Origin of the sequence: Sphingobacterium sp. WM, from assembly GCF_029542465.1 — a bacterium.
Classification (GTDB): domain Bacteria; phylum Bacteroidota; class Bacteroidia; order Sphingobacteriales; family Sphingobacteriaceae; genus Sphingobacterium; species Sphingobacterium cellulitidis.
The window spans coordinates 2185920-2211310 of sequence record NZ_CP120709.1 but is presented as its reverse complement, the minus strand read 5'-3'; the positions used below and the strand labels follow the sequence as shown (position 1 = coordinate 2211310).

At 36.5% G+C, this 25391-nt stretch carries 18 protein-coding genes; 14 read left to right on the top strand and 4 right to left on the bottom strand.

Translation table 11 applies throughout. The annotated features are described in order from the left end of the window. Window positions 1–242 precede the first annotated feature (242 nt). From PZ892_RS09530 to ruvB, 11 genes are all read left to right on the top strand, one after another. Window positions 243–3509 (top strand): TonB-dependent receptor, encoded by a 3267-nt coding sequence (locus PZ892_RS09530; RefSeq protein WP_277710925.1) that lies wholly within the window; start codon window positions 243–245, stop codon window positions 3507–3509. A 27-nt stretch (window positions 3510–3536) separates the two neighbouring features. Then, window positions 3537–5237, top strand: a complete 1701-nt coding sequence (locus PZ892_RS09525) for a RagB/SusD family nutrient uptake outer membrane protein (protein WP_256962575.1) — start codon at window positions 3537–3539, stop codon at window positions 5235–5237. 115 nt (window positions 5238–5352) lie between these two features. Continuing rightward, window positions 5353–6648, top strand: a complete 1296-nt coding sequence (locus PZ892_RS09520; RefSeq protein ID WP_277710924.1) for a D-alanyl-D-alanine carboxypeptidase — start codon at window positions 5353–5355, stop codon at window positions 6646–6648. Window positions 6649–6691: 43 nt separating this feature from the next. Continuing rightward, complete coding sequence (locus tag PZ892_RS09515) at window positions 6692–8008, top strand: MFS transporter (RefSeq protein ID WP_182498572.1); 1317 nt, start codon at window positions 6692–6694, stop codon at window positions 8006–8008. Further along, on the top strand, window positions 8008–8739 hold the full coding sequence (locus PZ892_RS09510; RefSeq protein WP_094281802.1) for a (Fe-S)-binding protein: 732 nt from the start codon (window positions 8008–8010) through the stop codon (window positions 8737–8739). Before PZ892_RS09515 ends, PZ892_RS09510 begins: the two co-directional genes overlap by 1 nt. Window positions 8740–8760: 21 nt before the next feature. Then, the gene (locus PZ892_RS09505; protein ID WP_182498573.1) at window positions 8761–9639 is read left to right on the top strand and encodes a sugar phosphate isomerase/epimerase family protein; all 879 of its coding nucleotides are present in this window, start codon (window positions 8761–8763) and stop codon (window positions 9637–9639) included. 535 nt (window positions 9640–10174) lie between these two features. Next, window positions 10175–11758 (top strand): peptide MFS transporter, encoded by a 1584-nt coding sequence (locus tag PZ892_RS09500; RefSeq protein WP_094256507.1) that lies wholly within the window; start codon window positions 10175–10177, stop codon window positions 11756–11758. Between the two features lie 182 nt (window positions 11759–11940). Beyond that, window positions 11941–13731 (top strand): peptide MFS transporter, encoded by a 1791-nt coding sequence (locus tag PZ892_RS09495; RefSeq protein ID WP_094256506.1) that lies wholly within the window; start codon window positions 11941–11943, stop codon window positions 13729–13731. A 20-nt stretch (window positions 13732–13751) separates the two neighbouring features. Further along, window positions 13752–15284, top strand: a complete 1533-nt coding sequence (locus PZ892_RS09490) for a peptide MFS transporter (protein WP_277710923.1) — start codon at window positions 13752–13754, stop codon at window positions 15282–15284. A gap of 110 nt (window positions 15285–15394) precedes the next feature. After that, window positions 15395–16129 carry a polyprenol monophosphomannose synthase gene (locus PZ892_RS09485; protein WP_277710922.1) on the top strand — a complete coding sequence of 245 codons (735 nt, stop codon included), beginning with the start codon at window positions 15395–15397 and terminating at the stop codon, window positions 16127–16129. 29 nt (window positions 16130–16158) lie between these two features. Next, entirely contained in the window at window positions 16159–17181 is a 1023-nt protein-coding gene (gene ruvB / locus PZ892_RS09480) for a Holliday junction branch migration DNA helicase RuvB (protein WP_182498578.1), read from the top strand. Window positions 17182–17183: 2 nt separating this feature from the next. Here the strand turns inward: ruvB and PZ892_RS09475 are convergent, their stop codons facing one another. The 3 genes from PZ892_RS09475 to PZ892_RS09465 all read right to left on the bottom strand — a co-directional run bounded on the left by PZ892_RS09475 (window position 17184) and on the right by PZ892_RS09465 (window position 21783). Then, a complete protein-coding gene (locus PZ892_RS09475; RefSeq protein ID WP_277710921.1) occupies window positions 17184–17729 on the bottom strand; it encodes a hypothetical protein in 546 nt (181 codons plus the stop codon). Window positions 17730–17787: 58 nt separating this feature from the next. Then, entirely contained in the window at window positions 17788–20271 is a 2484-nt protein-coding gene (locus PZ892_RS09470) for a DPP IV N-terminal domain-containing protein (protein ID WP_277710920.1), read from the bottom strand. 87 nt (window positions 20272–20358) lie between these two features. Then, the gene (locus tag PZ892_RS09465; RefSeq protein ID WP_277710919.1) at window positions 20359–21783 is read right to left on the bottom strand and encodes an AAA family ATPase; all 1425 of its coding nucleotides are present in this window, start codon (window positions 21781–21783) and stop codon (window positions 20359–20361) included. A gap of 73 nt (window positions 21784–21856) precedes the next feature. Here PZ892_RS09465 and PZ892_RS09460 point away from each other — a divergent pair, with 73 nt between their 5' ends. Genes PZ892_RS09460 through coaD form a run of 3 tightly spaced genes read left to right on the top strand, consistent with a single transcriptional unit; the run spans window position 21857 to window position 23642 of the window. Further along, window positions 21857–22642 (top strand): DUF3822 family protein, encoded by a 786-nt coding sequence (locus tag PZ892_RS09460; protein ID WP_094256499.1) that lies wholly within the window; start codon window positions 21857–21859, stop codon window positions 22640–22642. After that, window positions 22633–23166, top strand: coding sequence for an RsmD family RNA methyltransferase (locus PZ892_RS09455; protein ID WP_277710918.1), 534 nt, complete (start codon window positions 22633–22635; stop codon window positions 23164–23166). Before PZ892_RS09460 ends, PZ892_RS09455 begins: the two co-directional genes overlap by 10 nt. A gap of 2 nt (window positions 23167–23168) precedes the next feature. Further along, window positions 23169–23642, top strand: coding sequence for a pantetheine-phosphate adenylyltransferase (coaD, locus tag PZ892_RS09450; RefSeq protein ID WP_094256497.1), 474 nt, complete (start codon window positions 23169–23171; stop codon window positions 23640–23642). Here the strand turns inward: coaD and PZ892_RS09445 are convergent. Further along, complete coding sequence (locus PZ892_RS09445) at window positions 23634–24890, bottom strand: DEAD/DEAH box helicase (RefSeq protein WP_182498583.1); 1257 nt, start codon at window positions 24888–24890, stop codon at window positions 23634–23636. The genes coaD and PZ892_RS09445 overlap by 9 nt on opposite strands. Between the last annotated feature and the right edge of the window lie 501 nt (window positions 24891–25391).

Below are 25391 nucleotides of genomic sequence, written 5' to 3'. Positions count from 1 at the left end.
TAAACTAATAAATTACTTAATAAACTTAACAAATTAACTAACAGCTTATGAACCACGAATACTTAATTCCAATTAGTAAACCAAAGTAGCCTACAATTTATTTTTTAGGATATGATAAGTTCCCTATGGAACTTATATGCTTTAAATAATTCTTATTTAATTCATGGCATTGCTATGCCTAAGAGTTAGATACGGAACAGAATTGAACTAATAATTTAACAAACTAACTAACAAATTTTATTATGGGAAGATCAATGAAATTCCATAGCAATTCTTTTATTCCCAAGAGAATGCTAAAAAGTGGTCTTCTGATCTCGATGGGTCTACTCAGTATGAGTAGTGTGTCGGCTTCAGAAGTATCGATCTGGAATAAAATCGCAATGCATCCACTGTATGCGATGCAAAGTCCAGTTAAAGGAAAAATCGTCAACCAGGCTGGTGAGCCGATAGCTGGAGCGACGATTAAAATTGTCGGCAAGACCAGTAGTACCTCAACAGATGTATCCGGTAATTTTGAAATTGATGCGCAACCGAATGACATTCTAGTAGTTACATACGTGGGCTACGCATCGGCAAGGCATACCGTAACATCTGCGACACAACCTATTGTCATTTCTCTAACAGAAGATAGTAGTAATCTTGAGGAAGTTATCGTTACGGGTTATAGCGCGCAACGGAAAAAAGATTTAACAGGTTCTGTTGCTGTAGTAAATGTGAATGAATTAAAGTCACAGCCCGCGGGTAGTGCTGTTGAAGCATTACAGGGTCGTGCAACAGGGGTTCAAATCGTAAATGATGGAGCTCCAGGTTCTACACCACAAATCCGTATTCGTGGTTATTCAACCATTAATAACAACGAGCCTTTGTATATCATTGATGGTGTTCCATTTGAGGGTAAATTGAGTTGGTTGAACCAGAATGACATTGAGAGTATGCAGGTGCTGAAAGATGCTTCTGCAGCATCTATTTATGGTGCTCGTGCGAATAATGGGGTTGTCATTATTACAACCAAAACTGGTAAATCAGGTCGTACGGCTCTTAATCTTGATGCTTATGTAGGTACAGGAGTTCCTAATACAGGAGCATTTCCTAAAATGTTAAGTCCTCAGCAAATTATTGATTTAGAAAAGGATTTATTTGGAATCGACAGAACAATTCCAGAATATTTATTAGCCGGAGGGAAAACCACTGGTATTACGGCTTCCGATGCGGATATGTCCAAATACAATTATGATTTGAAAGATCCAAATGCCTTTTATCAGATTACAAAAGCAAATAAAGCAGGGACAGATTGGTTTAAAGAATTATCTCAAAATGCACCAATTCAGTCTTATCAGTTAAGTGCTTCTGGAGGAACTGACAATGCTCAATACTCAATGTCTGGAGGATATTTGGATCAAGTAGGTAGCATTATCCATACCGGATTTAGACGTTATAATGCTAGAACGAATACTCAATTCAGTGCCTTTAACAAAAAGTTAAGATTTGGAGAAAATCTATCCTATGCCTATACCGAAGGATACGGTATGGGGGTTAATCCAAATACGGCAGGTGGATACCAGGGCGAAGGCTCTGTGTTAGGATTTGCTTATCGTATCCAAAATGTCATCCCGGTATATGATGAGGGTAAAAATTTTGCGGGATCTAAAGGATATAAATTAGGGAATGGTCAGAACCCAGTTGCAATGGCATTCAGGGCGAAAGATAATATGAATCGTTCTAATTTCTTCTTTGGTAATGCATTCGGTGAGTATGACATCATTGATGGCTTAACTTACCGTTCAAGTTTTGGATTACGCTATGAGAATTACAACGGAGTAAGTTACAATTATCCAAACCCAGAGTTCTCAGAAGGTAGTTTCAATAATGGTATGAGTGAGTATCATGGATATACTACGGAATGGACCTGGACGAATACTTTAAATTATAAGCCTAATTTGGGTGAAGATCATACCTTAAACGTGCTAGTAGGTACAGAGGCGATCTCAAACCGTAATAGAGGGATTTCAGGTGGACGTAATGGATACTTTATATTAAATAGTTTGGATTACTTCTATCTAGATGCAGGTAGTACAAACATTAGTAATGGTGGATCCGGATCGGTTGGTTCCATGTTCTCTATTATGGGTAAGGCAGACTATGCGTATAAAGACCGTTATTTATTGAGTGCAACAGTTCGTCGTGACGGTTCATCCAACTTTGGAGCGAACCATTTATATGGTGTATTTCCAGGGGTAAGTGGAGCATGGCGTATTTCTCAGGAAGAATTTGCTAAAGGAGCAGAATGGTTGACTGACTTAAAGCTACGTGCAGGTTACGGGGTTACGGGTAACCAAAGGATCAGTGCTTATCAGTATTTAGCTAGATATACTACTTCTTTAACAGCATCATCGTATCCGATTAATAATGAGATTGTAACTGGTGTTTGGAAAAGTGATTATCCAAATGAAAACATCAAATGGGAACAGGTAAGTTCCTTAAATCTAGGTTTGGACTTCACAGTATTAAATGGGGATTTTGATGGATCGATTGATTGGTTTAATAAATCTACAACAGATATGTTATTCCGTGTTCCATTGCCAGCTACAGCAGTAGGTCGTGCGACTGCACCGGTTCAAAATATTGGTGAAATGAGAAATAGAGGTATTGAGGCGTCTTTAGGATATCACTATGGATATAGACAAGAATCTGCATTTACATTTGATGTAGCAGCAAACTTCTCGAAATACAAAAATGAAGTTGTAGCCTTATCACCTGCGGTAGCCCAAGTAAATTATGGTGCATTCCGTTCAATGCAAACCTCATTATTAAAAGCTGGCGAGCCATTTGGAGCATTTTATGGCTATCAAGCGATTGGAGTTTATCGTGATGAGGCCGACTTAAATAATTCTCCAAAATATGGTGGTGCCCGTTTAGGAGGTATTAAATATGCAGATTTAAATGGTGATGGCGTATTAGGTCCAGAAGACAGAACAGTTATCGGATCACCACATCCAGATTTTGTTTATTCCTTGAATTTGAATGCAGCCTATAAAAACTTTGATGTATTATTATACTTCTATGGTTCACAAGGGAATGACTTATATGAGGCGACACGTTACTTCACAGACTTTGGTGTATTTGATGGTCAAAAAAGTGTGAGAACATTAAATTCATGGCGTCCAGATAATCACAATAGCGATGTTCCAACGGTTGTAAATCCGGGTTCAGATTTGAATGAGATGGAAGTTGCGACTTCAAGTTATTATATTCAAGATGGTAGTTTCTTAAAATTAAAGAACTTCCAATTAGGCTATAATTTCCAAACGAAGAAGTTATTTGGCGACAATACCACATTTAACAAGTTCAGAGTTTATTTTGGGGTAACCAATTTATTTACGATTACCAAATATGAGGGTTTAGATCCTGAGATTTCGGCGACTCCATCAGATTATCCGGCATTAGGTGTTGACTTTGGTATTTATCCGCAAGCACGCCAATACACATTTGGTCTTAGTTTAGGGTTTTAATCGGGAATTAATTTAAAAAGTACAATCATGAAACGAAATAAATTAATGATTCTTTTAGGAGCGGGGATGCTATTAGTTAGTTCCTGTGGGAAAGAATTTTTACAGAAATTACCTCAGGGGCAGTTATCTGAGCCCCAGGTAGGGAATAAGGATGGTGTTGAAGGTGCATTAATAGGTGCATATAGTATTTTAAATGGTAATGTGAGTGGAACATGGGGGAATTATGCTTCGGCTCCGAGTCAATGGCTATTTGGGGAGGTTGCTGGTGGTAATGCCCACAAAGGTTCCAGTTCATCTGACCAGCCTTATATGATGAATATTGAGACCTTTAAAGCTACCAGTGTCAATGACAACTTGAGTTCGATGTGGCAGGTTTATTACGAAGGTATTCAACGTTGTAACACGACCTTGAAGTTATTGAATGATGACCAAGCAGGTGAGAAGGCCATTACAGCTGAACGTGCGAAGGAAATTCAAGGCGAGGCAAGAATGCTGCGTGCTCACTATTATTTTTATTTATGGAGGATTTTTAAGAATATTCCATATATCGATGAGAACACGACTTTGGAAGAGGCGTTAAAAGTTTCAAATGAGCCGGATATTAAGCCTAAGATCGAGGCGGATTTAAAATTTGCGGTAGATAATTTGCCAGCTACAAAAATCAAGAATGAATTTGGTAGAATGGATAAAATTGCTGCTAAAGCTTATCTGGGAAAGTTCTTATTATATCAAAAGAAATACAGCGAAGCTTTACCATTGTTTAAAGATGTTATGGCAGGCAAGAACCTAGAGAATATGGGTTTCCGCGACAATTTTGATGTGACTAAAGAGAACGGTCCTGAGGTAGTGATGGTTTCCAAGCATGCGATTAATGGAAATGGTAATGCTGAAAATGGAAATGTGGGGGATATGTTATCAGGATTCTATGGTAATGCACCGGTAAGTTGTTGTGGATTTTATAATCCGACATTTGATTTGGTAAATTCCTTCAAGGTAGATGCCAATGGATTACCATTATTAGATACTTATAGAAATGATCCATATTATTCTGATTTCAAATTAACAGGGAAAGCGAAAGAGGACTATGTTCTTAATGTTAATTTGGCTTTTGACCCACGTATTGACTATACTATTGCAAGAAGAGGGGTTGAATTTTTAGATTATGGAATTATGCCAGGTGATTCATGGATTAGAGAGCCTTCGTTTGCTGGGCCATTTTTACCTGGAAAGCAAATGGTTCCTAAATCTCAATTTGCATCCAATACAGCGCCAGGAGAGGCTTACATCACAGGATTAGATGTGAACATTATTCGTCTTGCGGATGTTTATTTAATGGCTGCGGAGTGTGAGATTGAAGCAGGTAACTTAGCTGGAGCATTGAAATTGGTGAATTCAGTTCGTGCTCGTGCTGCGAAATTAGCACCTAAGAAAACTGCTACAGGGGTTAATGCTGCCAAATATAATGTAAAACCTTATCCAAATTTCCCTAGCGCGGATTATGCTCGTAAAGCAGTTCGCTTCGAAAGAAGATTAGAATTGGCTTTAGAAGGTCATAGATTCTTTGACTTGGTTCGTTGGGGAATTGCGAAAGAGACTGTTGAAAGCTATTCAGCCTTTGAAGGAGGAATTCTTAGCCCTTATAAAGGGATTACTTTTGGACCAAAGAATGAATATTGGCCAATCCCTCAAACAGAGTTAGATAGGAACGAAAACTTAAAACAGAATTAAGGAGTTAATTCAATAAGAGAATTAAGGGCTGATCATTAAGATCGGCCCTTCTTTTTGAACTATAAAAACTTTGTTTCAATTAATAAAAAAGTAGAAAAATTACTAAGTTTACCAAATGAGAAGCATATTAATCCTACTGGGTTTATTGGCTTGTTTACAATCCAAGGCACAATTAATCCAAAACCTAAATCAAGAGTTCCAAAAATCCGAGGTATTACCAAAACATTACTATGGATTTAGTCTGTATGATATTGATGAACAGCGTTTCGTTTATGATCATAATCAAGACAAGCATTTTACTCCTGCATCAAACACCAAAGTCTTTACCTTATTTGCCTCCTTAAAATTAATTGGGGATTCTATTCCTGGAATTGCTTATGTAGAACGTGGAGATTCCCTCATATTTTGGGGAACTGGGGATCCAACATTCTTGCATCCAAGATTGGATAATGGTCGAGTATATAACTTTTTGAAAAACAGCAATAAAAAGTTATTCTATTCAAGTACTGCAACACAAGAGCCAACCTATAGAAATGGTTGGTCAATTGAGGATTATGAATTCTATTATCAACCGGAATTATTTCCTTTTCCAATATATGGTAATGTGGTTCAATTTAGGGAAGTTAATGGTCAATTGCGATTATTTCCTAGCTATTTTGAAAGGGATGTAAAGCAGTTGTCCGATACGACAACACGGTATAGGATTCATAGGGCAATGGAGAATAACAGCTATGAAGTCAATGAGCTTCCATTGCCAAAGAATTATGTCAATGAAAAACCATTCCGCCCAAGTGATAGTTTGCTGGTCATCTTACTTCAGGACACTTTAAAGAAGAATGTTGGTTTGGTCAATCAGCCATTACCTTCAAATTTTAAGATTCTCAACTCTGTTCCAAAAAGAGAGGTAGAGCGGGAGATGATGTTGCCGAGTGATAATTTTCTTGCAGAACAGCTAAACATGGTTGCTTCATTTTTGAAATACAATAGTTTTAAGACGGAGGACCTTCGTCAATACATGAAGGATACCTATTATAGCAAGTTGAGTGACTCCATTGAATTGCGAGATGGAAGTGGATTATCGAGTTATAATAAGATTACTCCACGGAGTATGGTTCAAGTATTACTTGAGATAAACAACGAAGTTCGCGATGAGACAGCGAAATTGTATTTATTTCCAGCTGGAGGATTAGAAGGTACTTTGAAAAATGTCTATCCAACTCCAGGCGGTAAAGCCTTTGTTTGGGCCAAAACCGGAACAATCAATAGCGTTCATTGTCAGAGTGGTTATATTTTGACCAAAAAAGGGAAACGGTATGCTTTTTCCTTTTTGAACAATAACTTCATGGGGAGTTCATCGCCAGTTCGTAAAGAAATGGTAAGAATCGTAACGCATATCTACGAAAATTTTTAAACCAGTTCAAAAATCAAATGCTATATTCGCATAAGCAAATCTTATGAAAATATTCAAAAAGAATGATAAGAAGTTAATTCGGTCATGGTCCATGTATGATTGGGCGAATTCAGCTTATAACCTGGTTATCAATTCCACGATTTTTCCTGTTTATTATACGACGATTACGAAGAATCCAAATACCAATGATACAGTATCATTTTTTGGAATTGAGGTGATCAATACTGCTTTATCGAATTTTGCCTTATCCATAGCTTATTTATTGATGGCCTTGGGTTTACCATTTATTTCGGCCTATTCAGATGCAGCTGGTAAGCGTAAGTTTTTCATGAAACTATTCACCTATATTGGCGCCATAGCTTGTATGGGTTTATTTTTCTTTAAGCTGAATACTTTAGAATGGGGTATTTTCTGTTATGCTTTGGCGGCGATGGGTTATATAGGCGGGGTAGCCTTCAATAACTCTTATTTACCGATCATAGCCAGTCCAGATCAGCAAGACAGGGTCAGTGCACAAGGGTTTGCCTATGGATATGTAGGATGTGTGACCTTACAGATTATCTGTTTTATTTTCATTTTCAAACCTGAGTGGTTTGGTATTACAGATGGATCCTTTCCTGCGAGATTCTCCTTTTTATTAGTTGGCTTATGGTGGTTGTTATTTGCCCAGATTCCATTTAAGTTTTTACCTAGGAATAAACCTACTGTAGGATCAGAGAGGCTTCCATTTTTTACCAAGGTTAAGAAGGAGTTTACTACTGTATTGGGTCAGATCAAACAGATAGAGGCGATCAAGACCTTTTTGCCGGCCTATTTCTTTTATTCGATGGGCATTCAGACACTATTGATTGTTGCTGCAGCATTTGGTGAGAAGGTGTTAAACCTAGGGGCGAGCAAGTTGATTGCTTCCATACTATTGATACAGATTGTTGCGATTGGAGGGGCTTATTTGATGTCGGTTGCTGCGAAGAAAGTTGGAAATATCAAGGTATTGATAGTTGTAGTATTCTTTTGGATATTGATCTGTTGTGCATCATTTTATATGAGCAATGAGTATCAATTTTACGGTATGGCCTTTACAGTTGGATTATTGATGGGAGGGATACAGTCCTTATCCAGATCGACTTATTCGAAGTTAATTCCAGAAGATATTGAGGATACGACTTCATTTTTTAGTTTTTATGATGTAACCGAAAAAGTAGCCATTGTGATTGGTTTATTTAGTTTCGGCATTATAGAACAGATAACACAAAATATTCGATATTCGGCATTGTTTCTGTCTGTATATTTTATCATTGGGTTTTTGTTGTTGTTTCGTGTGTTAAAATTTAATAAATTACAGATTATTCAAGGCGATTAATGCATAAAGTAGAGTTATTTATTCCCTGTTTTATTGATCAGTTATATCCGGAAACTGCCTTCAATACGGTGAAGTTGTTAGAGAAGGCGGGTTGTAAGGTTGTATATAATACGGATCAGACCTGTTGTGGTCAACCGGCTTATAATGCGGGATTTTGGGATGATGCAAAAAAGATAGGTCAGAAATTTTTGAATGACTTCAATGATGAGCATCCCATAGTTAGTCCTTCAGCATCCTGTGTTGGAATGGTTAGAGGGGGCTATGATGATTTATTTACGAATTCCATCGAGCATAATAAATGCAGATCCATTCAACGTAATATTTTTGAGATCAGTGATTTTCTGGTGAATGTTTTGCAGAAGGAATATTTTGGAGCAGAATTGGTTGGTACAGCGGTTTACCATGATTCATGTTCGGCATTGCGCGAATGTAAGATCAAAGAGGAGCCAAGACGACTATTGAGTCATGTTGGGGGATTAGAGATTGTCGAGATGCGCGATCAAGAGACCTGTTGTGGATTTGGAGGAACCTTTGCGGTGAAATTTGAAGGTATTTCAGCGGCGATGGCGGAGCAGAAGGTTCAGAATGCATTAAATGTAAAGGCTGATTATATTATTTCGACAGACTCATCATGTTTGTTGCAGTTACAGGCCTATATAGAAAAGAATCAACTTCCCATTAAGACAATGCATCTTGTAGATGTATTAACGTCTGGATGGGCTAATATCTAATAACACTTATATAACAAAATCATGAGTTCAAGAAGAGAGTTTTTAAGAAACCTAGGACTAGTAACAGCAGGGGTAACCCTAGCACCATCATTAGATGTATTTGCAGCCAAGAAAGATTGGTTTCAAATTTCATTAGCGGAGTGGTCCTTACATAAAAAACTTTTCAAAGGTGATTTAAAAAACATTGATTTTCCTGAGTATACTGCCAAGAATTTTGGCATTTATGGAGTTGAATATGTAAATCAGTTCTTTAAGGATAAGGCAAAGGATATGACCTACTTAAAGGATTTGAATAACCGGGCAAAAGACAATGGCGTGAAGAACGTCCTGATAATGGTTGATGGCGAAGGAAGCTTAGGCGATCGCGATGAGGCGAAACGTAAGCAGGCGGTAGAAAACCATTATAAATGGATTGATGCAGCAAATTTCTTAGGATGTCATGCGATTCGTGTAAATGCTGCCGGAGAAGGAACTAAAGAAGAGGTTAAAGATCAAGTTGTAAAAAGCTTGGCTACTTTAGCTGATTATGGTAAAAAGGGTAAAATCTCAGTTGTAGTAGAAAACCACGGTGGTATTTCTTCACATGGAGACTGGTTATCAGACGTCTTAAAGACAGTAGGTAAGAAGAATTGTGGTAGTTTGCCTGATTTTGGAAACTTTTACGAGTATGATCGTTATAAGGGAGTTGCTGAATTAATGCCATATGCCAAAGGAGTAAGTGCAAAATCACATGATTTCGATGCCAATGGCAATGATACGAAAGTAGACTTCGGAAAAATGATGGAGATCGTAAAGAATGCTGGATATAAAGGTTATGTGGGCATCGAATACGAAGGAAGCAATATTTCAGAAGATGAAGGTATTAAATTGACTAAAACTCTTTTAGAGAGATTTAAATAAGATCGGAAAATGATTGAAGGAGGCAAGACAATAGTTTTGCCTCTTTTTTTATGGGCTGAATTTTGGCCTTATCTTGATTATTATTGATTTTCAATAAATATTATAATACAGGTTGTTGATGGAAAATAAAGTTATCAACGTAAAAAAATGTTTACACAATAAGTTTAGGATTCGAAAAATTAAGAATATATTAAAGTTGAATTCGGGAAAGGGGAGGTTTATTTGAAAACAAGAAAAATACATAATTGACATCAAATAGTGGAGATGGTTGAGTATTTGGTTGTGATGCTGTAGGTCTGTTTATGATTTGGTAATTTTTCTTCTATTTCTTTTTAAAAATTCAATCCTAGAAAAGGGGTGGACTTTTAAATTATCATTAAACTATCGTTAAAAAAATGATTCATAAGAATATAAATTTTGGGATAGTTGTTGAAAATAGAAAGCTGCAAATTCTAAATAAAAATTTGTTAATTTGCTATCCTGAAAAAATAATGTTCTGTAATTAATTCTATATTAACATAAATATCAATAACCGATGAATCAAGAAAAAGACCAAGAATTGGTCCAACACCTTGCCAAACAAGGCGTTGACGATAAAATGGTGATGGGGCATCCTGCAAGTCTATTTGTCCTGTTCTTTACTGAGATGTGGGAGCGTTTCAGTTATTATGGGATGCGTGCCTTATTAACTGTCTTCTTAATCACCGAGATTGTAAAAGGTGGTTGGGGATGGACCAATGGTGAAGCCATGGAATTGTATGCATGGTATACTGGATTGGTTTATTTGACACCATTAATTGGTGGTATGATTGCCGATAAATTAACCGGCTACCGGAAAGCTATATTATGGGGAGCATTAATTATGACCTTAGGTCACGCTTCAATGGCCTTAGAAGGTTCTTCCAACACATTTTTTTATATAGGATTAGTACTCATGATCCTGGGTAATGGTATGTTCAAACCGAATATTTCTTCGATGGTTGGGCAATTATACCCAGATTCATCAGCAAAGAAAGATGCTGGTTATACTATTTTCTACATGGGTATTAACTCAGGAGCATTCCTAGGAATGTTATTATGTGGTTATATCGGTGAGAAAATTGGTTGGCATTATGGATTTGGATTAGCTGGAGTATTTATGTTCTTTGGTATGGTTCAATTTTATTTTGCTCAAAAGATTTTTGGAGTAATTGGAGAAAAACCGGGGACAGTTCATACGCCAGAAGAGCATGTTCATAATATTGCAGAAGAGGATCATACTCCTAAGAATGTGGTTAGAGATCGTTTAATTGTAGTTGCCGTATTAATGATTGCGAGTATCTTCTTTTTCTTTGCATTTGAGCAAGCCGGAGGTTCAATGACCATTTTTGCAAAAAACTATACTCAACGTGTATTAGATGGTAATGCTGGAGAGATTTTCAAATGGGTAGATGCGGCATTAACGATATTCCCGATTTTGATCGTGACATGGGTATTATTCAAATTATCACAACAGATTTTCAGTAAATATCCTTTGACAGTTATTTTTACGGCTATTTCCTTTGCCATTATTTGGGCATTGGGAATCTGGAAAGTAAATAGAGAATTTACAGTAGATACTACAGAAGTAACCGTTTCTTGGTTTCAGATCTTAAATTCCTTCTTCATCATCACCCTAGCTTCTTCCTTCTCTAAATTATGGGAGAAAGTATGGAATCCTTCAGGACCGGTGAAATTCGCATTTGGATTGATATTGGTAGCAGTAGGGTTCTTGGCATTGGCTTATGGATCTATGTCTATCCCTTCAGGAGCGCAAACCGCATCGGTTAGCATGATTTGGTTGATATTAGCTTATTTCTTCCATACTACTGGAGAGTTATGTGTATCTCCAGTGGGATTATCGTATGTAAGTAAGCTTTCGCCTAAGAAATTTGCCGGATTATTATTTGGATTATGGTTTACAGCGTCTGCCATTGCAAACTTCATTGCAGGTATGACTGGTTCATATATTGATAAGATTACTGAAACATATTCCATGACCGTATTCTTTTTGATTATTGCTGCATTACCAATTTTTGTTGCATTACTTCTATTAATGTTCAACGGAAAATTAAAGAAAATGATGCATGGCATTCAATAATAATTGGAGTTAAAATAAGATATAATTAGGCTGAATTGATAAACGATTCAGCCTTTTTTGATAAAAGAGATTGAAGAATAGATAGGTCAAATGGGATTGTGATTTCAGAGAATCGGTGGAAACCTGAAAGTTTTATTTATTTTTACAAATTCAATATTAACACTAAGTAGAAAATATAGTTTATGAGTAAATCTACAGATGCTTCATTTTCAGCGGAATTAGAGAAGCAGGGACTGGATGGGAATTTGGTTTTGGGCCATCCCTCGGGACTATTTGTCTTGTTTTTCACGGAGATGTGGGAGCGTTTTTCCTTTTATGGGATGCGTGTCCTCCTGATCAATTTTTTAACCAGTGCGATTATTTCCGGCAGTCCTTTTTCAGGATGGGGTTGGGATCCAGTTCAAGCAGGAGCATTGTATGGTACCTACGCGATGTTATTGTACATTTCTCCAATTTTTGGAGGAATATTAGCAGATAAGTATCTCGGCTATCGTTATGCGATTGTAATAGGAGCTGCGATTATGACCTTAGGGCACTTGTTTATGGCCTTTGATACTCCATTATTCTTGTACCTTGGATTAGGAGCACTAGTATTAGGAACCGGTTTTTTTAAACCGAATATGACTTCCATTCTGTCAGAAATGTACAAGAAGTTTCCTCAGAAAAAAGATGCTGCCTATACTATCTTTTACATGGGTGTTAATTCAGGTGCATTTTTTGGGATGATGTTATGTGGTTATTTGGGTGAGAAAGTAGGATGGCACTGGGGATTTGGTCTGGCGGGGATTTTTATGTTTTTAGGAACTCTTCAATTTTGGTTTGCCAAACCTATTTTCGGAACAGTTGGTGATCCTCCTACAGCAGAGCAGAAGGAAGCTAAAGCAGAGGCAATGCGTGCTGAAAATCCAGATGATAAGCCCAATCCATTTACAGGTCTAGATATTATTCTAATCGTAATCATGACTATTTTAGGTCTTGGATATGCTTTCAATGATCCACTTTCTAAGATTTCAGGAATAGATATATTATCTAGTTTACAAATTGGTTCCATGGCAGGACAGAATGTAGCCATAATAGCAGCTTTAATTTTGTTCCTATTTGTTGTTATTTCGCGTTTAACTAGATATACCAAAGTTGTTCGGGACCGATTGATAGCCGTCATCATCTTTGCATTCTTCGTTATTTTCTTTTGGATGTCCTTTGAACAAGGGGCTTCTTCATTAGTGATATTTGCGCGGGATAGTGTTGACAGAAGTTTATCTGGTGATTCTTTGATGGCATTCAATGTAATCAACAGTTTATTAACGGTTGTTCCATTATTATTTGTTACCTACGCTGTAGCAATGCTAACCAAGAAAACTTTTGGAAAAGCGCCATTATCCAATTTGGTGCAAATGCTTTGTTTTGGAGGGATTTGGGGAATTGCCCTATGGATGCTTTATAAGGAATTCACAGCTGAATCTTCAGAAATTGCTGTTTCATGGTTTTCCATCATGAACTCATTCTTTATCATCACCTTTGCCAATTTCGTTTCTAAAATTTGGGATTCAAAATATAATCCACCTGCTACCGTAAAATATGGTATGGGATTAATTATTATGGCAATAGGATTTGGGCTCTTGGCTTTTGGGGCAAATGGATTACAGGCAGGAGTGAAGGTTTCGATGGTTTGGCTGATTCTGGCCTATATGTTCCATACACTCGGCGAGTTATGCTTATCGCCAGTAGGCTTATCTTATGTATCAAAATTAGCTCCAGCACGAATGATTGGGTTTATGTTTGGGATGTGGTATTTAGCTTTAGCTATTGGAAATAAGTTAGCTGCGATTTTAGGTGGTCAGATCGATAATATTACGAAGGAATATTCATTAAGTACCTTTTTCTTGATTTTTACAATTGTTCCCATTGCTGCCGGTTTGTTGGTGATGTTATTGAATCCAGTTGTGAAGAAATTGATGCATGGGGTTAAATAGAACCAATTATTACATTTATTATGGCTACTAAAGCACAAGAATCTCTTGCGGAGATTCAAAACTTTTCGGGAAAATACCCCAAACAAATCTGGAGGTTATTTTTTTCTGAGATGTGGGAGCGATTCTGTTTTTACGGGATGCGCGGGATGTTGGTATTCTTTATGATTACCCAATTAAATTTTGGTGAAAGTGAAGCCAACCTTCAATATGGAGCTACCCAAGCCTTTGTTTATGCATTTACTTTTATCGGAGGATTATTTGCAGATAAGATTTTAGGATTTCGGAAGTCTTTGTTTTTTGGAGGTTTGTTGATGATTGTGGGCTCAGCGCTATTATCCATTGATACCCATCAGTTTTTTTATTTCGGTTTAGCTTTTATCATTATTGGTACAGGATTTTTTAAGCCAAACATTTCTACTATGGTCGGTGAGCTGTATAAAGATGGTGATAACCGTCGTGATGCTGGATTTTCCTTATTCTATGCAGGGATTAACCTAGGTGCATTCTTAGGGGGCTATATCTGTGTTGCTATTGGGAAAGGCTATATGTTGAGTTCAGTAATCGATGAAGCATATCGTTGGAATGTTGCTTTTGGACTAGCTGCAGTAGGTATGTTGATCAGTTTGATTAATTTCCAATTTACGAAACATGAGTTAGGTCCAATTGGATTACAACCAGGGCATCCAGATGCGATTATTCAATCTAAAGCATTGCCGAAATGGGTAGAATATGCCGTATATATCGGGACCTTGCTATTTATTCCATTGATTCAGATCATGGTTTCGAAAACCGAGTATACGAATTACTTTATGGCCATTATTGGACCAATGACTTTGATATACTTGTTTTATGAAATGTCAAAAGTTGAAAAGAAGGAATTCCATAAATTGGTTGCTGCGCTTGTCTTCATATTATTTTCCATTGTATTTTGGGGGATTTACGAACAAAGCGGTGGCTCCCTGAGTATTTTTGCGGCAAAGAACTTAAATGATACCGTTCTGGGTGGTGCAATTCGACTTGATCCAAATGGAGTAAATAATTCTGGAGGAGCCTTGTTTATCATTATTCTGGCGCCATTATTTGGTTTATTATGGTTATGGTTAGCGAAGCGTAAATTGGAACCGAATACGATTATTAAATTCGGATTAGGGTTCTTGTTTTTAGGATTAGGATATTACGTACTATATGCAACCAGATTTTTCGCTACTGGAGGTATTACCTCATTGGATATTTTTACTGGAGCGCTTTTGGTGATTACGATTGGTGAATTATGTTTATCACCGATAGGTCTTTCCATTATGACCAAATTATCGCCAGCCAAGTTGCAGGGTATAATGATGGGTATGTGGTTTTTAGCGAGTGCATATGGTCAATATGTTGCCGGGTTGATTGGTGCAAGCATGGCACAAGCTAGGGAAGGCGATACTTTGGTCGATAAATTAATAACTTATACGGAGGGTTATAAGCAGTTAGGCCTATATTCATTAATTGCGGGAGCAATATTGATTATCCTCTCTCCATTTATAAAAAAGCTCATGCATGGAGTAAATTAGAAAAAAGCCGAATAAGTTATTTATTCGGCTTTTTTATGATTATTACTTGTCAGAGAGTCCTTATTAGTTTGGTTCTAATTGCTTAACTTTACCGCATTAAAAAATATAGCGTGTCAGACAGCATAGTTATCATTCCTACCTACAACGAGAAGGAAAACATAGAGAGAATAATTCGAAAGGTCTTTACATTAGAGATTGAATTTGATATTCTTATTGTAGATGATGGTTCTCCTGATGGGACGGCCAATATTGTGAAAGCCTTACAAACAACAGAATTTTCCGGTAGACTTTTTATAGAAGAAAGGAAAGGGAAATTGGGATTAGGAACTGCCTATATTCATGGATTCAAATGGGCCCTTCAAAGGTCGTATGAATTTATATTTGAGATGGATGCAGATTTTAGTCATAACCCAGATGATCTCATCCGATTACGGGACACTTGTAAAAATGGCGGTGCTGATATGGCGATTGGTTCCCGATATATCAAAGGAGTAAATGTTGTGAACTGGCCTATGAATCGGGTTTTGATGTCATATTTTGCTTCGGCTTATGTGCGTCTGATTACAAGGATTAAGATTCAGGATGCTACTGCGGGATTTGTTTGTTTCCGTCGGGAGGTTTTAGAAACCATTCCTTTGGACAAGATCAAGTTCGTTGGATATGCTTTCCAGATTGAAATGAAATTTACAGCCATCCAATATGGCTTTAATGTTGTCGAAATTCCTATTATTTTTACAGATAGAACCTTGGGAACTTCGAAAATGAGTACGAAGATTTTTAAAGAAGCATTCTTTGGAGTAATTCAGATGAAACTTGGAAGTTTATTTAAAAACTACGAGAGATAATTGTTAAATTAAGATTTGTGTTCTAAGATATGAATGAAAACCTTGATCCCAACCCAGAGAGACTGACGCCGACTGATAAAGATTTGGAGAGGGTACTTCGTCCGCAGAGTTTTGACGATTTTACTGGTCAGGCAAAGATATTGGAGAACCTTTCTATTTTCGTAAAGGCAGCGAAATTACGTGGTGAAGCTTTAGACCACGTTTTATTGCATGGCCCTCCAGGATTAGGAAAAACGACCTTATCTCATATTATTGCCAATGAAATGGGAGTGGGGATAAAGATCACTTCAGGACCAGTATTGGATAAGCCAGGCGATTTGGCAGGGCTATTAACCAACCTGGAAGAAGGAGATATTCTTTTTATTGATGAAATCCACCGTTTAAGCCCTCTAGTTGAAGAATACCTATATTCCGCTATGGAGGACTTCAAAATTGATATCATGTTAGAAACCGGTCCTAATGCCCGTTCTGTACAGATATCATTGAATCCATTTACCTTAGTTGGTGCAACTACTCGTTCAGGATTATTGACTGCACCATTGCGTGCTCGTTTTGGTATCAATTCGAGGCTTCAATATTATGATTCAAAATTATTAACAGACATCGTTATGCGATCGGCAATTATCTTAAATGTTCCTATTTCAGAAGAAGGAGCCTTTGAAATTGCGCGTAGAAGTCGAGGAACTCCAAGGATTGCGAATGCCTTATTGCGAAGGACGCGGGATTTTGCACAGATCAAAGGAAATGGTTCCATTGACAAGGCCATATCGCAGTTTGCTCTGAATGCATTGAACGTTGATGAGCATGGATTGGATGAGATGGATAATCGCATTTTAAGTACGATTATTGAGAAATTTAAAGGCGGTCCAGTTGGTCTTAAGACTATTGCAACTGCTGTAGGTGAAGATGAAGGAACAATTGAAGAGGTTTATGAGCCATTCTTAATTCAAGAAGGATATTTAATGCGAACTTCAAGAGGAAGAGAATGTACTGAATTAGCCTTTAAGCACCTGGGGAAATCCCATTTTAATAAAGGAAACACTCTCTTTTAGACTTAGATTCTTAGTCTTTTTAAGATATAGGTACCTCTGCTTTTTAAGGCAGGGGTATTTTCTTTTTCAAGGTTTAGTTCTATCAATAAACCTAATTCCTTTGCCAACCAATCATAATAAGGTATCAATCGGTATAAAATATCAAAGCCATTGACCTTAACCGCAATCGGGCAATCGCTCTCTTCTAGAATATTAAAGGTCTTTTCTAGGATAATTTCTCTTTGGTCTTCAGATAATTTAATATTTTTGTTGTTCTTTGATAATAACCACATTATCAATTTGGTATAACTTCTTAATGCACTCCAATTTTTTAAGGTTTTGAAATTCTCAAGCAACTGATTATAGGTAGAATCAAAGAGTTGATTATTCTTTAATAGTAGGTGTTCCAAAGCCCAGGAACTTCGAAAACAAAGCCTCTGATCCGGGTTATCCTTACTCCAATCTAGCAACTGTTCCAAGTTTACCTCCTTTAGGATTTCCTCATTCAAGTCAGAAGCCCCAAAATGCTTTAGGGCTTCTATAAAATGACTAGTATTTTGATCAGGCATATTTTCTATTGAAATAATTAGTCATTAAAATAGAAAGAAAATATGATTTTTCAGGATATTATTTCATTGGTTTATCCCTGTTCATTTCCATGATATCGACTTCATTCATTTCAGAAGCACCCAATAAATGCTGACTGAAATAATCTGCCATTCTCCAGAAGAAATATTCAGTCATATCGCCAAATCCATGTCTTTGGCCAGGCAATAGCAAGAAATCAAATCTTTTATTTGCTCTGATTAAAGCATCAACCATACGGATTGAGTTAGCAGGGTGCACATTATTATCAATGTCACCAGTAACGATCAATAATTTACCTTTTAGGTTTTTTGCCAGTTCAGTATTTCTTTGGATGTTATAAGAGAAGGTTGTATCCCCTTTTGCACTAACTTCTTCTTTTACTCCATGGTGTCTTTCACTCCACCAACGGTTATAAATGTTATTTTCATGATTACCGGCACCAGAAACGGCTACCTTAAAGAAATCTGGATATACCAACATCGCAGCAGTAGACATAAATCCACCACCTGAATGGCCAGTTATTCCAACTCTGCTGACATCAATAAATGAGTATTTATCGGCCAATTGCTCAGCAACTACTTTTTTATCTTCCAAGCCGTAATCCCGAAGGTTTCCATATCCATAGGTGTGGTACCATTTAGAACGAGAAGGATGGCCACCACGGTTACCCACTGAAATAACGATGAATCCCAATTGCGCCAAACGGTCAATACGGTCCATCGATCGACCAAAGCTTTTGTTCACTGCTTCAGTTTGAGGTCCTGGATACACATATTCAATGATAGGGTAGGTTTTGGTAGAATCAAAATCGAAAGGTTTGTACATCACTCCGTATAAATCAGTAATACCATCACCAGCTTTTACTTTAAATGGCTCAGGGAATTTATAACCAGCGGCAAAAAGATTAGAAAGATCTGTTTCTTCTAATTTCATGACAAGTTGGCCTGAAGCATTATACAAATTGCTGATAGGAGCAGTGTTTACTCTCGAATAGTTGTCTACAAAATAATTGCTGGATTCGCTAGTTAAAACCTGATGATCAAAATCTCCAGGAGTCAATAATTTTACTGGACCCCCATTTTTATTTACAGAGTAATAGAAGGTATAATATGGATCAAGGTCTTTTTCTTTACCATTGGCCTTAAAGTATAAGGTTCCTGTTGCCTCATTATATCTTGTTAGGTCATCACAATGGAATTCACCTTTTGTAATTTGATTGATGAGTTTTCCATTTTTATCGTATAGATAGAAATGTCCCCATCCATCACGTTGAGACCAATGGATAAATTGATTTCCATTATTGATAAAATATGGTTTTTTGACATCTTGGTAAACGTTTGAACGTTCTTCTACCAAAGTTCTAGTTTCGCCATTGGTATTGACTGCAACGATATCAATGCGTTTTAAATCACGGCTTGATCTAGCGATATAAAATTCCTCATCATTCCCCAACCAATAATTGATATAATGCTTTCCTTTGTAGCTTTCTTTATTGCGATCCTTGTTCCATAAGCTTATAGTTTGGTTTTTAAAAGCTGAAACATTGATTTGTCTAGGTTTTAAGGTGTTGCTATCGAAAATATAAAGCTCAACTTCAGTAGAATCTGTTTCACCCGGCATCAAATACTTATAGGTTTCCAGGGTAGGTCTTGTTTTTGCAACATTATTGATTACCCATAGAGCACTATACTCACGGTTGTCCTTACGCGTCAAAGTAAAATATTTACCATTCGGAGACCAGTTTATCCAAACAGGTTTTCTCTTTTTCTTGTCCTCATCCTCCGATTTTTTATCTCCTGTCGTGACACTATATTCATCACCACCCCAAGCATAATATTGCACGCCATCTGTCGTGATTTGATGTTCGACAATGGTAGAGTCCTTTTCATCTTTTTGAGCTTTCAGGTAATTGCTATAATCCATCCAATATAGGTTGTAATTTTTAGCGTAGTAAACCCTACTGGTATCAGGATTGAAGTTAGCCCAGAATAGTTTGGTTTTTTCCTTACTTTCTTCGCTTAGTTCTTTCAGGTTATTATTGCTGAGATTATATTCAAAGTAATAAAGCTTCTTTTTGATCGTATCCTTTTTATTTGTCAATTTCTTGATTTCATCTTTAGATTTGACCGTATCCTTCGTGCTTTGAACCTCAAAACGGATAAGGTTCTCATCATCCATAAAACGTAAGTTTCGGATATCAAGATGCTGAGCATCAAAAGGATTCTTAACGATGGAAGTAATTCTTGCTGCCATATCAGCATGGTCAAATAGCTCTGACTTCTTTTTTGTTTTGGGGTCTACGAGATACCATTTTTTACCTTTCGGGGTATTGTATTCATACCAAAACTTGTCACCGAAATTGATCCAGTTGGGATTTACTTCTGTAGAGAAGATTAATTTACTGAGTTTGCTGGGTGAGAATTTAGATGCCAGTTGGTAATTAGGCTTTGTAAGATTGGACTTATCTTGTCCATTTGAAATAACAAAGGTTAATAAAAAAATAAAAGAGAAAAAGTACTTCATTACATTAATTAAGTCAATATTTGAAAGAGCGAAAATATCTATTTATTGACCTAATAAAGAAGGGATCATGTATTATTTTTGATAGGTTTAGGCTTCGTAGAATTTTTCATTGAAATTGACCAAGAATAGTTCCTGAGTTGCCCGGGTTATCGCGGTATAGAGCCAGCGCATAAATTCCGTATTCAACATGTCATCATTCATATAGCCTTGATCTATAAAGACCAATGGCCACTGTCCACCTTGGGCTTTATGGCAGGTAATGGCGTAGGCGAATTTAATCTGCAAAGCGTTATAATATGGGTCTTTTTTAATGGCCTCCATACGATCTTTTTTTGCATAGATATCTTGATAATCCTCCGCAATGCTATTATAAAGTTTCTGTTGTTGTTCATAGGGTAGGTTGGGTGAATCAACATATAAACTATCTAGCAGAACCCTGCAACGAATCGCATCCCCCTCATTGTTGTCCATAAACTCAAGATATAGGTCAGCGAACCTAAAGCCATGCATTTCATGGACATTACTGACTTTCTTGATGACCGCCATATCTCCATTAGCAATGAATCCAGTGTTTTTTTCATCATTGTCCTGCAGCCAATAGTAATTGTTTTTCACGACCATAACGATATCTCCACCTGTGATTTCCTCATCCCTAAACAATATTTGATTTCGAATGTGCTGATTATAAAGGTTTGCAGACTTGTTGGATCTACAAATAACCATGGCATTTTGGATTCCAAACTTATCATAAGCATAATGAAGACCTTCAATCAAGCGCTCGCCATTCATCCTAAAAATGTCCTTGAAAGATTTAGTGACGAATTGCGGATAGCTATATTCCGCAAATTCTTCATCCAATCGGATTTCATTGCGGATTTTTGTCGCATTATATAGAATTCCTGAGTTCTTATCCTGTCGAACGACATCCGTCATTTCATAACTGAAAATCTCTAATCCAAATTCTGCGTTCATGTATTCAGGATCTAACGCAGGACTGGTTTCAATTCCAACAGGAGGCAACTGAGCAATATCACCGACCAACATAAGGGTGCAATTTTCTCCTGACTGGACATATTCGATCAAATCATGCAATAATCCATTGGAAAACATACTATGCCCTTCATTACTAATCATGGAAGCCTCATCGACAATAAACAAGGTGTTTTCATGTGTATTGTCGGCTAGGCTGAATTGCATATCTAGTGATACGGCATTTTTCTTCCTATATATCTTTTTATGAATGGTCAAGGCATTCCGACCAGAATAAGCTGACATTACCTTGGCGGCACGTCCGGTCGGAGCTAATAAAACAGATCTTTTATGAAATCGAGGTAAGGATTTTACCAATGCAGAAATGATACTGGTTTTACCAGTACCGGCATAGCCTTTTAGTATAAAGCAGGATTCCACGGCAAAAGTATGTAGGAATTCACCGAGAATTTCAAATACTTCGACTTGCTGTTGGGTTGCTTGATGAGAAAACTGTTGTAAAAGGCTGTTTTTTATTTGCACAACCCAAAGTTATCCAAAAGGTTGGTCAATCCAATTTTTAAAACTAATTTTGTGTTTATACCATCTGCAAGGAATGAATTATACTTCGAAACAATTTCATTTACATTATATATCGCATTATACACTGATTGTAAAAGCGAATTATCAATATGATAAGCTTTATGTTTTAGATCAAGACAATCAACTTTTGGTGTATATGAATTTTGAGAGCCATAATCCTTCAGAAGAGGCTCTAAAGCTATTATCTCTGCCATTTCAAAAGGTTTACGTGAGTATTCCTACCCATAATTTAACCTTTGTTCCTGATGATTTATATCAAGAAGATGACTTAGATAATTACCAGGAATTCATGGAGAATCCTGCACAGGAAATGAGTCAAACTGCAGTTGAGTTCTTGCAAATTCAGGCATTCTATCAATTGGATGTATTATTGCATCATCGTTGGAAAACCCTTTTTCCAGATGCTAAGTTCGTTCCTGAGTTTAAATTAAATCTATTACAAGCAAGACCATACATTCCATTGAAAGGGGATGTTCTAGGTGTTGTATTTGATGATAATACTGCTGATATCTATTTATTTATCAATGGTCAATTTAAGTTTTATAATACCTTTGAAGTTGTTAGCGATGATGATTTGAGTTATTTTATCTTAAACCTATTTGAGAATTTTGGAATTGATAAAAAGGTTAATAAGGTTTTATATTCAGGTCTGGATGTTGACCATTCCTTTATACAAAAGTTAAAGACCTACTCTGATGAGGTAATTGAGATTTCAGCCAATAAACCGAGTATTTCCTTGGACGAAGAGTCAAATCAATTTTCGAGAAGTTATTTAATAGATTTACCTACATGCGAATAATTGGAGGAAAGGCAGCAGGATTGAGGTTGAATCCTCCACAAAATTTACCTGTCAGACCAACTACAGATATTGCAAAAGAAGCATTATTCAATATCTTAAATAATAGAATTGATTTTGATGGATTGGACTGTTTGGATTTATTTGCCGGTACGGGGAATATATCCTTTGAACTTGCTTCGAGAGGAGTAGCAAAGGTCAATTCGGTTGATTTACATGGTAAATGTGTAATTTATATAACTGATACAGCCAAGAAATTAAACTTATTGCAGATCAAAGCTAGAAAAGCTGATGTATTTAAGTTTATCAAATCGGATAAGGAACAATATGATTTGATTTTTGCTGATCCGCCTTATGACTTAGGTCAGCTACCGATGTTAGCGGCTTTGGTCATTGAAAATGATTTATTGAAAGAAGGGGGACTTTTAATTGTAGAACATCCAAGTAACCGCAAGATGATTGATCATCCAAATTTTGTTGAGACCCGACAATATGGAAATTCATCATTTAGCTTTTATTCTAAATAATTATGAGAATCGCAGTTTTTCCAGGATCCTTTGATCCATTTACCATTGCACATCAGGATTTGATAAATAGAGCTTTACCGCTATTTGATAAAATCTATATTGCTATTGGCATCAATAGTTCAAAGGTTGGGATGATGGATGTGGAGAGTCGCAAATTATCCATTTCTGAATTGTTTGCAGATAACGAACAGGTAGAGGTTAGTTTTTATAATGGATTGACAGTAGATTATTGTTTATCCATTGGTGCTCAGTTTATTTTAAGAGGTCTTCGTAATGGGACTGACCTTGATTATGAAAACATTATTGCTCAGAACAATCTTTTATTGGCCCCTCAAATCGAAACTTACTTTTTGGTAAGCAGGAGTGGAGAGGCCCATATTTCTTCAACGATCGTTAGGGATATCTGGAAGAATAATGGTGATATCAATCACCTGGTTCCAGCAACGATTCTAAAACATATCAAGAAATCAAATTAAGTTAATTCTTACTTTCTGACCTTTTATTTTTCCGTTAGTTCCGTTCTTCACTACTTTATTGGCTAAATCAGCACGAATAGCGACGTAGGAATCATTTGGTTTGACTACGATTAGCCCTAAGTCATCCTTCGTAATTTCTGGTAAGTTTAGGATATAACCTACAATATCAATTTTATTGACTTTTTGCTTTTTACCAGCATTAATCCTTAATGTTTTGAATTCTGGTTCGGCAGGAATCGGATAAAATCCATCTAGCTCGAGCGTTTCTGCTCCATCTAAATAATTAGCTCCACGATCATCATCAGACAGAATACCATATACATATCCTTTTTGACCGTTTCTACCCGCACGACCATTTCTATGAATAAATTCATCTTCCTTATATGGGAATTGATAATGAACGACGTGGTTCATCTCTGGAATATCAAGACCACGTGCAGCAAGGTCAGTCGTAATTAAAATATTTTGGCTACCATTCTTTATCTTAACAATAGTCAATTCCCGAATAAATTGTTCAAGACCACCATGGTATGGAATGCTTTGAATTCCTTTTCCTTCCAAAATATCAGATATATTGTCTACCGCTTCGCGGTGGTTACAAAAAACCAAAACCCTTTCATCACCAATTTTGCAAAGTAATTTAAAAAGTGACTCCAGTTTTAATTTAGAGCTGGTCATCACCTTATAATAACTCAAGTCTGGTCTTAAGCCATGACTGTCAACATTGTCTAATTTGATTGGATTGTTTAATTCCAGGAATGCTGGAATTTCTTCCATATCCGTTGCGGAGGTTAGGATTTTATGTTTTACATCTCTGCTCGCTCTTACGATATAACTCAATTGATCTTGAAACCCAAGTTCTAATGACTTATCAAACTCATCCAATACTAGCGTATGGCAACCTTCAAGTAGATTTGGAACGCGGTCGATATGATAAATTATTCTTCCTGGTGTTCCAATGATTAAGGCAGGTTGTTGTTTAAGTTTATCTTTTTCAATCTGGCTATTATTCCCACCGTATAATAGGGCAACATTTAAGGCACTGTTCATTTGTTTGATTACAGATTCAATCTGTAGAGCAAGCTCTCTCGTCGGAACCACAATCATAGCTTTGGTGCCTTTTGAGAAATTGTCTCCTAGTAATTTGAAAAGTAAAAGACTAAAAGCTAGTGTTTTACCTGATCCAGTAGGAGAGAGAAGAACAAAGTCACGGTCTGTACTAAACTGTTGAAGTACTTCTTCCTGCATAGGATTTAGTGCATCTATGTTTAGATTTTTAAGGTAGGTATTCAAATGTTGCATGGACAAAATTATCATTAATGATTGGTATTTGAGCTTTTGAATGTAAAATGACATAAAATAAAGTAGAATTAATTTTTTGGCACAAACTTTGAATATTAGCTAGTATTCATAATTTAGGTTAATAATTGGTTAGTTAAGTCTTGAAATCTCCCCGATCTCAAGACTTTTTTTTTGAATAAATATTAACCTTATTCATTTGATTCCCAATATTTATTTTTAAGATAAAAAGTAGAAAACTTCAGTTTTTAGAATAGGAAATGTTTAAAAATAATTTTACCGAAAAACGATAATATATTTTTTCTTTTTTGGATTAATATGAAATTTTGGTCTTACATTTAAAATAAAATATTTCGACAATAATCTTCGTTTATTGAACTGAAAAGGGGATTTAATAGAAAATTTAGAGTTAATAAAAGTTAATTTTAGATAAAAGGCATTCCTTTTGCT